Origin of the sequence: Azohydromonas sp., from assembly GCF_035325925.1 — a bacterium.
Taxonomy (GTDB): domain Bacteria; phylum Pseudomonadota; class Gammaproteobacteria; order Burkholderiales; family Burkholderiaceae_C; genus Calidifontimicrobium.
Genome location: NZ_DAOKZA010000083.1, coordinates 1 through 8,227 on the forward strand (window position 1 = coordinate 1; position 8,227 = coordinate 8,227).

An 8,227-nucleotide genomic window follows, 5' to 3' on the forward strand; every position below is an offset into this window, starting at 1 on the left:
GCGGTGGTGCAGCGCGAACTGGTCGAGCGCCGCGGCTGGCTGACGCCCGAGCAGTTCGTCGAGGACTGGGCCGTCGCGCAGACGCTGCCCGGCCCCAACGTCGTCAACCTCGCGCTGATGCTGGGCGACCGGCACTTCGGCTGGCGCGGCGCGGCCGCGGCAGTCACCGGGCTGCTGCTGCTGCCGCTGCTGCTGCTCCTGGCGCTGGCACTGGGCTTCGCCGGGATGGCCGACGTGCCGGCGGCGCAGGGCGCGCTGCGCGGCATGGGCGCGGTGGCGGCGGGACTGGTCGCCGGCACCGCGCTGAAGCTGGCGGCTGCGCTGGCGCGCAACGTGCTCGGGCGCGTGGTCTGCGCCGCGGTGGTCGCCGCGATGTTCGCCGCGGTCGCGGTGCTGCGCGTGCCGCTGGCGGCGGCGCTCGCCGTGGTCGCGCTGCCGGCGTGCGCATGGGCGTACCGGCGCGTGGGACGTGCACCGTGACCACCACCGACTGGATGGGCTTCGCGCTGCACCTGCTGGCGCTGTCGCTGCTGGCGGTGGGCGGCGCGATCGCGGTGGCGCCCGACATGCACCGCTACCTCGTCGTGCAGCAGGGCTGGCTCACCGACGCGCAGTTCGCGTCGTCGATCGCGCTGGCGCAGGCCGCGCCCGGCCCGAACGTGCTGTTCGTCGCGCTGCTCGGCTGGAACGTGGGCTGGCAAGCGCAGGGCGCGGTGTCGGCGACGCTGGGGCTGGCCATCGCGCTCGGCGCGATGCTGCTGCCGAGTTCGCTGCTGACGCTGGCGATCACGCGCTGGCTGCACCGCCACCGCGACGACCGCGCGGTGCGAGCCTTCAAGCAGGGCATGGCGCCGGTGGTCGTCGGCTTGCTGCTGGCCACCGCGTGGATCCTGGCCACGGCGCAGCAGGGCCCGCAAGGCGGCGCGCCGCTGGGCGCGCTGGCCGCGGCGGTGACGCTGCTGGTGTGGCGCACCCGGGTGCACCTGCTGTGGATGCTCGCCGCCGGGGCGCTGCTGGGCGCCCTCGGGTGGGTCTGAGACGCTGGCCGGCGATGGCGCGGATCGTGTCTGACCCGCTCGGCCGCGCCGCGAGCTCGCGAAGGCCGATTCGACCGGCCGCCACGACGTCCCTGGCGCAGCCGTCGACGCCGCGGCGCCTCAGCGTCGCGGCTCGTCCGGCGTGGTCGGCGTGCGGCGCACGCGCACTGCGCCCTTGGCTGCCGGCGCACCCACGGCGGCGGCGAGCGCGGATTCCGGGGTCGGCGCAGGTGGCGCATCGCCGGACGTCGCCGCGTCGTCGGGCGCGAGGACGCGCGAGTACGGCGTGAGCAGCTGCACCAGGTGGCCGTAGACCTTCGGGTTGCCGGCCACCACCTCGCGCTGGTAGAGGAAGTCGGCCTCGCCGGTGAAGTTGCCGATCAGTCCGCCGGCCTCGGTGATCATCAGCGAGCCGGCGGCGATGTCCCAGGGGCTGAGCCCGGTCTCGAAGAAGCCGTCGTACCAGCCGGCGGCGACGTAGCACAGGTCCAGCGCCGCGGCGCCCGGGCGGCGCAGCCCGGCGCAGTGCTGCATGACCTCCTCGAACATCTTCACGTAGCGCTTGAAGTTGTCGCCGCGGCGGAAAGGGAAGCCGGTGCCGATCAGCGCGTCCTGGATGCGCGTGCGCTTGCTCACGCGCAGCCGCCGGTCGTTGAGGAAGGCGCCTCGGCCCTTGCTGGCGACGAACAGGTCGTTGCGCGCCGGGTCGTAGACCACGGCCTGCTCGACCTTGCCGCGGTGCGCCAGCGCGATCGACACCGCGTACACGGGAAAGCCGTGGATGAAGTTGGTGGTGCCGTCGAGCGGATCGATGATCCACAGGTACTCGCTGTCCTTCGCGCCGCGCTCGCGCCCCGACTCCTCGGCGAGGATGCCGTGCCCCGGGTAGGCGCCGAGCAGTGTGTCGATGACCGCCTGCTCGGCGGCGCGGTCGACCTCGGTGACGAAGTCGTTCGGGCTCTTCGTCGAGACCTTCAGCAAGTCGAGGTCGAGCGACGCGCGGTTGATGATCGCCCCGGCCGCGCGCGCCGCCTTGACGGCGATGTTGAGCATGGGGTGCAGCGAGGTCGACATGGCAGGGCGGGGCGGCAGGGCGCGAAGGCGAACGCGCCGGCGAGGCGCGAGTCGGGCACGGGCGGCGCGAACAAAGAACGCACAAAGAACGCACGGCGACAATGCGCGGCGTGGGACCCGAGATTGTACCGACCCCCCCGCAGCGCACCCGCTTCGTGCTGACCGACACCAGCCACGCCGGCAACGTCGGCGCGGCGGCGCGCGCGATCAAGGTCATGGGCTTCGGCGACCTGGTGCTGGTGCGCCCGCGCTTCGCCGACGTGCTGTCGCGCGAGGAGACGGTCGCGATGGCCAGCGGCGCGGCCGACGTGCTCGCGCGGGCGCGCATCGTCGCGACGCTCGCCGACGCGCTCGACGGCGTCACGTTCGCCTGCGCCACGGCGATGACGCCGCGCGACTTCGGCCCGCCCACGCGCGCGCCGCGCGACGCGCTGCCGGCGCTGGCCGCCGGCAGCGACCGCGTGGCCTTCGTGTTCGGCGGCGAGCGCTTCGGTCTGGCCAACGACGACGTCTACCGCTGCCACCTGTGCCTGAGCATCCCCACCGCGCCGGGCTACGGCTCGCTGAACCTGGCGCAGGCGGTGCAGATCGTCGCCTACGAGTGGCGCCAGGCGCTGGGCGGATTCGACGTGGCCTCGCCGGTGGCCGAGCCGGCGGCGGCCGACCAGCGCGCGGTGCAGCAGCTGCTCGCGCACTGGCGCGAGGTGCTCGTCGACGTCGGCTACCTCGATCCGGCGTCGCCGAAGAAGCTGCTGCCGCGACTGAACCGGCTGCTGCAGCGCGCGCGGCCGACGCTCCAGGAGGTGCACATCCTGCGCGGCATCGCGCGCGCGGTGCAGCGCGCGCTGCCGCCGCGCCGCGGGCAGGGCTGAGCACCAGCGCATACACTGTTTGGCCACTTCGACACCGCACCATGTTCAGCCGACTGCGTGAGGACATCGCCTGCATCCTCGAGCGCGACCCCGCGGCGCGCTCGGCGTGGGAGGTGCTCACCTGCTACCCGGGGCTGCACGCGCTGGTGCTGCACCGGCGTGCGAACTGGTGCTGGCGGCACGGACTGCGCTGGCTCGGGCGCTTCGTCTCGCAGCTCGCGCGGCTGCTCACCGGCATCGAGATCCATCCCGGCGCGACGATCGGCCGGCGCGTGTTCATCGACCACGGCATGGGCGTCGTGATCGGCGAAACCGCCGAGATCGGCGACGAGTGCACGATCTACCAGGGCGTCACGCTGGGGGGCACTTCGCTGGGCAAGGGCACCAAGCGCCATCCGACGCTGGGCCGCGGCGTGATCGTCAGTGCCGGCGCCAAGGTGCTGGGTGGCTTCACCGTGGGCGACGGCGCCCGCGTGGGCAGCAACGCCGTGCTGCTGCAGGCCGTGCCGCCGGGGGCCACCGCGGTGGGCATTCCCGCGCGCATCGTGCAGAAGAGCGCCGACGCGCAGCGCGAGCAGGCGGCCGCGAAGATGGGCTTCTCGGCCTACGGCGTGACGCAGGGCGACGACCCGCTGGCGCTGGCGATGAAGGGGCTGATCGACAACGCCGCCGGCCACGAGCACCAGATCGCACTGCTGTGGCAGGCGATCGAGAAGCTCGGCTCGCGCACGCGCGAACTGCCCGCCGAGGACTGCGTGCCGCAGGATGCGCACACCACCGAGACCTTCGACGCCGAGCGGCTGAACCGCCTGGTCAAGTAGCCGCGGCGGGTCAGCCGGGCGTGCGCGGCGCGCGCAGTGCCGACTTCGGCCGGAACGCCTTGCACACCGCGTCGTCGGTCTCGAGGTACGGCCCGCCGATCAGGTCGATGCAGTAGGGCACCGCGGCGAAGACGCCGTGCACCGGCGGCACGGCGGCCGGCAGTCCCTCGAGCGTCTCGGCGATCGACTTCGGCTGCCCCGGCAGGTTGACGATCAGCGCCTTGCCGCGGATCACCGCGACCTGCCGCGACAGGATCGCGGTGGGCACGAAGCGCAGGCTGATCTGGCGCATCTGCTCGCCGAACCCGGGCATCACCTTGTGCGCGACGGCCAGCGTCGCCTCGGGTGTCACGTCGCGCGGCGCCGGGCCGGTGCCACCGGTGGTCAGCACGAGGTTGCAGCCGGCGTGGTCGACCAGTTCGATCAGCGTCGCGCTGATCGTCGCCTCCACGTCGGGAATCAGCCGCGCCTCGAAGTGCAGGGGGTTCCTCAGCGCGCGCTGTAGCCAGTCGCGAAGCGCCGGCAGGCCCTGGTCCTCGTAGACGCCACCGGAGGCGCGGTCGCTGACCGAGACGATGCCGATGCGCACGGGGTCGAAGTCACTCATCGGGGGCCTCCTCGGGTTCGCCGAGATGCGGCTTGACGAACTGGAACAGCTCGCGCCACGCGCGGCCGTGGCGTTGCTCGGGCGGCAGCGCGGCGTCGCGGCGCGCGTTGCGCACCAGCGCGCGCAGGCGCTGCGCATCGGTGTCGGGGTGCTCGGCGAGCCAGCGCGTCAGTGCCTCGTCGTCGCGGGCGAGCTCCTCGCGCCAGCGCTCGGCCAGGTGCAACTGCAGCGACTGGCGTGCCGACGGCAGCTGCGACTGCGCCACCGCCTCGCGCAGCGGCTGCGCGTCGGCGCGGCGCATCAGCTTGCCAACGTACTGCAGCTGGCGGCGCTGGCCCTCGTGCGAACGCGTGCGCTTGAGTTCGGCGATCGCGGCGCGCAACGCGTCGGGCATCGCCAGCGCGTCCAGCCGCTCGTCGCTCAGCGCCGCGAGCGACCGGCCCAGTTGCTGCAGCTCGTGCGCCTGCTGCTTCAGCGCCGTCTTGCTCGGGCGCTCGTCGGATGCGGCGTCGGTGGCGAGGGCGGGCGCGTGGCGGGGCATGGCGGCGACAGGGCGGTGGGTATCATAGCCGCGGCCTCCTTCACGGCCGACCGCCTGCCGCACCCCATGACGCCTTCGCCAGCCCCCGGTTTCAGCTACCAGCGCGAGCAGTTCGCGCAGATCGTCGACGACGCGATCGCGCTGGCGCGCCGGCTCGGGGCCAGCGACGCCGCCGTCGAGGTCTCGGAGGGCATGGGGCTGTCGGTGTCGGTGCGCATGGGCGAGGTCGAGAACGTCGAGCGCAACCGCGACAAGTCGGTCGGCGTGACCGTCTACCTCGGCCAGCGGCGCGGTAACGCGAGCACCTCGGACTTCTCGCCGGCGGCGCTCGAGCAGACCGTGCGCGCCGCCTACGACATCGCGCGTTTCACCGCCGAGGACCCGGCCGCCGGCCTGCCCGACGCCGAGGACCTGGCCACGCCGGCTCAGGCCGCACTGGACCTGGACCTGTTCCACCCCTGGAACGTCGACGCGGAGGCCGCCGCCGAGATCGCGCGCCGCTGCGAGGCCGCCGCGCTGGGCACCGACCGGCGGATCACCAACTCCGAGGGGGCCGGCGTGTCGGCGCAGCAGTCGCACTTCTTCGCCGGCAACACCCGCGGCTTCCGCGGCGGCTACGCCAGTTCGCGCCACTCGCTGAGCGTCGCGCCGATCGCCGGGCGCGGTGCCGACATGCAGCGCGACCACTGGTACAGCTCGATGCGCCGGCCGCAGGACCTCGCGTCACCCGAGGCGGTGGGCCGCTATGCCGCCGAACGCGCGCTGTCGCGGCTGAAGGCGCGCAAGATCGCCACCTGCGAGGTGCCGGTGCTGTTCGAGTCGACGCTGGCCGCCGGGCTGCTCGGCGCCTACGTGCAGGCCACGTCGGGCGGTGCGCTGTACCGCAAGGCGAGCTTCCTGCCCGACAGCCTCGGCCGGCAGGTGCTCGCGGCGCACCTGGACATCGTCGAGGACCCGCATGTGCCGCGCGGCAAGGGCAGCGCGCCGTTCGACGACGAGGGCGTGGCCACGCGCCGGCGCACCGTGCTCGACGCCGGCGTGGTGCAGACCTACTTCCTGTCGAGTTACTCGGCACGCAAGCTCGGGCTGCGCACCACCGGCCACGCCGGCGGCTCGCAGAACCTGGCCCTGACCAGCCGGCTGACGCAGCCGGGCGACGACCTGCCGGCGATGCTGCGCAAGCTGCACCGGGGGCTGTTCGTGATCGAGCTGATGGGGCAGGGCGTGAACTACGTCACCGGCGACTACTCGCGCGGTGCCGCCGGCTTCTGGGTCGAAGGCGGCGAGATCGTGCACCCGGTGCACGAGGTGACGATCGCCGGCAACCTGCGCGAGATGTTCCGGCGCATCGCCGCCGTCGGTGCCGACGCCTACACCACCGGCAGCAAGACCACCGGTTCGGTGCTCGTCGAGTCGATGAAGGTGGCCGGCAGCTGAACCGACGGCGTCAGCCGAACACCACCTTGGGCAGCCAGGTGGCCAGCGCCGGGAAGCTCAGCACCAGCGCGATGGCCACCACCTGCAGCCCGACGAAGGGCACGGCGCCGCGGTAGATCTGCCCGGTGGTCACCGTCGACGGCGCGACGCCGCGCAGGTAGAACAGGCTGAAGCCGAACGGCGGCGTCAGGAAGCTGGTCTGCAGGTTCACGCCGACCAGCACGCCCAGCCACAGCGGGTCGACGCCCATCGCCAGCAGCACCGGCGCGGTGATCGGGATCACGATGAAGATGATCTCGAACGTGTCCAGGATGAAGCCGAGCAGGAACATCACCAGCATCACGACGAGCAGCGCACCGATCGTGCCGCCGGGCAGGTCGGACAGGAATTCGTGCACCAGCGCGTCGCCGCCCATCATGCGAAAGACGATCGAGAACACCGCGGCGCCGAGCAGGATCACGAACACCATCGACGTGACGGTGGCGGTGGCGATCGCCGCGTCGCGCAGCATCGCGTAGCTGAAGCGGCGCTTGGCGATGGCCAGGATCATCGCGCCGACGGCGCCCACCGAGGCCGACTCGGTCGGCGTGGCGATGCCGGCGAGGATCGAGCCGAGCACCGCGACGATGAGTAGCAGCGGCGGCAGCAGCGTGGTGAACACGTCGCGGCCGAGCGCGGCGCGCTCGTCGGCGCTGATCACCAGCGCCGGGCACGACTTCGGGTCGAACACCGCCTTCCACAGCGTGTACAGGGCGTACAGCAGCACGAGCAGCAGGCCGGGCAGCATCGCGCCGGCGAACAGGTCGCCGACCGACACCGGCGTCGGCGCGAAGTTGCCCTTGGACATCTGCACCTGGGCGTTGATGCCGGCCAGCATGTCGCCCATGAAGATCAGCACCGTCGAAGGCGGGATGATCTGGCCGAGGGTGCCCGACGCGCAGATCACGCCGCAGGCGAGCTTCGGGTCGTAGCCGGCGCGCAGCATCGCCGGCAGGCTGATCAGGCCCATCGTGACGACGGTGGCGCCGACGACGCCGGTCGACGCGGCGAGCAGCGCGCCGACCGCGATCACCGAGAACGCGAGGCCGCCGCGCAGCGTGCCGAACACCCGGCCCATCGTCGTGAGCAGCTGCTCGGCGATGCGCGAACGCTCGAGCACGGTGCCCATGAAGATGAACAGCGGCACCGCGACCAGCACCTCGTTGGTCATGAAGCCGACGTAGCGCGATGCCAGCGCGCCGAAGTTCGACGGGTCGAACACGCCGAGCCACCAGCCCACCAGCGCGAAGATCAGCGACGTGCCGGCGAGCGAGAACGACACCGGGAAGCCGAGCAGCAGCGTGCCGATGACGCCGAGGAACATCAGGACGGCGAGGATCTCGCCGATCAGCACCGGGTCCATCGCGTCACCCCTGCTGGTAGCGGTACTGGGCGGGCAGCAGCGCCTCGCGCCCGGCGAGCACGAGCAGGCTGCGCAGCGCGATCGCGACGCCCTGCAGCCCCACCAGCACGACGAAGCCGAGGATGAATGTCTTCAGGATGAACAGGCCGGGCATGCCGCCAGGGTTGGCGGACCCTTCCTTCAGGTTCCACGCGCGCATCACGTACTCGTAGCCCCACAGCCAGACGACCGCGCAGAACGGCAGCAGGAACAGCAGCACGCCGACCAGGTCCATCCAGGCCTTGCGGCGCCGGCTTGCCGGGCGGTACAGGATGTCGACGCGCACGTGCGCGTCGATCAGCAGCGCGTAGCCGGCCACGCCCATGAACATTGCGCCGTTGAGCCAGACGTACAGGTCCTGCATCCACAGCTGCGTGGTCGAGAACACGTAGCGCTG

Annotated in this window: 10 protein-coding genes; 5 read left to right on the top strand and 5 right to left on the bottom strand. The window is 72.5% G+C overall.

Going from position 1 to position 8,227, the window contains the following annotated elements:
* Both PKC53_RS18080 and PKC53_RS18085 read left to right on the top strand, forming a co-directional pair.
* On the top strand, positions 1–480 hold a 480-nt coding region (locus PKC53_RS18080), incomplete at its 5' end, for a chromate transporter (protein ID WP_324431177.1).
* A gap of 14 nt (positions 481–494) precedes the next feature.
* On the top strand, positions 495–1,037 hold the full coding sequence (locus PKC53_RS18085; protein ID WP_324431195.1) for a chromate transporter: 543 nt from the start codon (positions 495–497) through the stop codon (positions 1,035–1,037).
* A 120-nt stretch (positions 1,038–1,157) separates the two neighbouring features.
* Here the strand turns inward: PKC53_RS18085 and PKC53_RS18090 are convergent, their stop codons facing one another.
* On the bottom strand, positions 1,158–2,111 hold the full coding sequence (locus tag PKC53_RS18090) for an inositol monophosphatase family protein (RefSeq protein WP_324431179.1): 954 nt from the start codon (positions 2,109–2,111) through the stop codon (positions 1,158–1,160).
* 110 nt (positions 2,112–2,221) lie between these two features.
* On the opposite strand from PKC53_RS18090, the gene PKC53_RS18095 reads away from it, so the two are divergent.
* On the top strand, positions 2,222–2,983 hold the full coding sequence (locus tag PKC53_RS18095; RefSeq protein WP_324431181.1) for an RNA methyltransferase: 762 nt from the start codon (positions 2,222–2,224) through the stop codon (positions 2,981–2,983).
* 41 nt (positions 2,984–3,024) lie between these two features.
* On the top strand, positions 3,025–3,804 hold the full coding sequence (cysE, locus tag PKC53_RS18100; RefSeq protein WP_324431183.1) for a serine O-acetyltransferase: 780 nt from the start codon (positions 3,025–3,027) through the stop codon (positions 3,802–3,804).
* A 10-nt stretch (positions 3,805–3,814) separates the two neighbouring features.
* Here cysE and mog read toward each other — a convergent pair whose 3' ends face one another.
* On the bottom strand, positions 3,815–4,411 hold the full coding sequence (gene mog / locus PKC53_RS18105) for a molybdopterin adenylyltransferase (RefSeq protein WP_324431185.1): 597 nt from the start codon (positions 4,409–4,411) through the stop codon (positions 3,815–3,817).
* On the bottom strand, positions 4,404–4,952 hold the full coding sequence (yjgA, locus tag PKC53_RS18110; RefSeq protein ID WP_324431187.1) for a ribosome biogenesis factor YjgA: 549 nt from the start codon (positions 4,950–4,952) through the stop codon (positions 4,404–4,406). The genes mog and yjgA overlap by 8 nt, the downstream gene beginning before the upstream one ends.
* Before the next feature lie 66 nt (positions 4,953–5,018).
* On the opposite strand from yjgA, the gene pmbA reads away from it, so the two are divergent.
* On the top strand, positions 5,019–6,389 hold the full coding sequence (gene pmbA, locus PKC53_RS18115; protein WP_324431189.1) for a metalloprotease PmbA: 1,371 nt from the start codon (positions 5,019–5,021) through the stop codon (positions 6,387–6,389).
* 10 nt (positions 6,390–6,399) lie between these two features.
* Here pmbA and PKC53_RS18120 read toward each other — a convergent pair whose 3' ends face one another.
* Together PKC53_RS18120 and PKC53_RS18125 are read right to left on the bottom strand one after the other, a co-directional pair.
* Entirely contained in the window at positions 6,400–7,791 is a 1,392-nt protein-coding gene (locus PKC53_RS18120; RefSeq protein WP_324431191.1) for a TRAP transporter large permease subunit, read from the bottom strand.
* A 4-nt stretch (positions 7,792–7,795) separates the two neighbouring features.
* A partial coding sequence (locus tag PKC53_RS18125; RefSeq protein WP_324431193.1) for a TRAP transporter small permease subunit occupies positions 7,796–8,227 on the bottom strand: 432 nt, incomplete at its 5' end.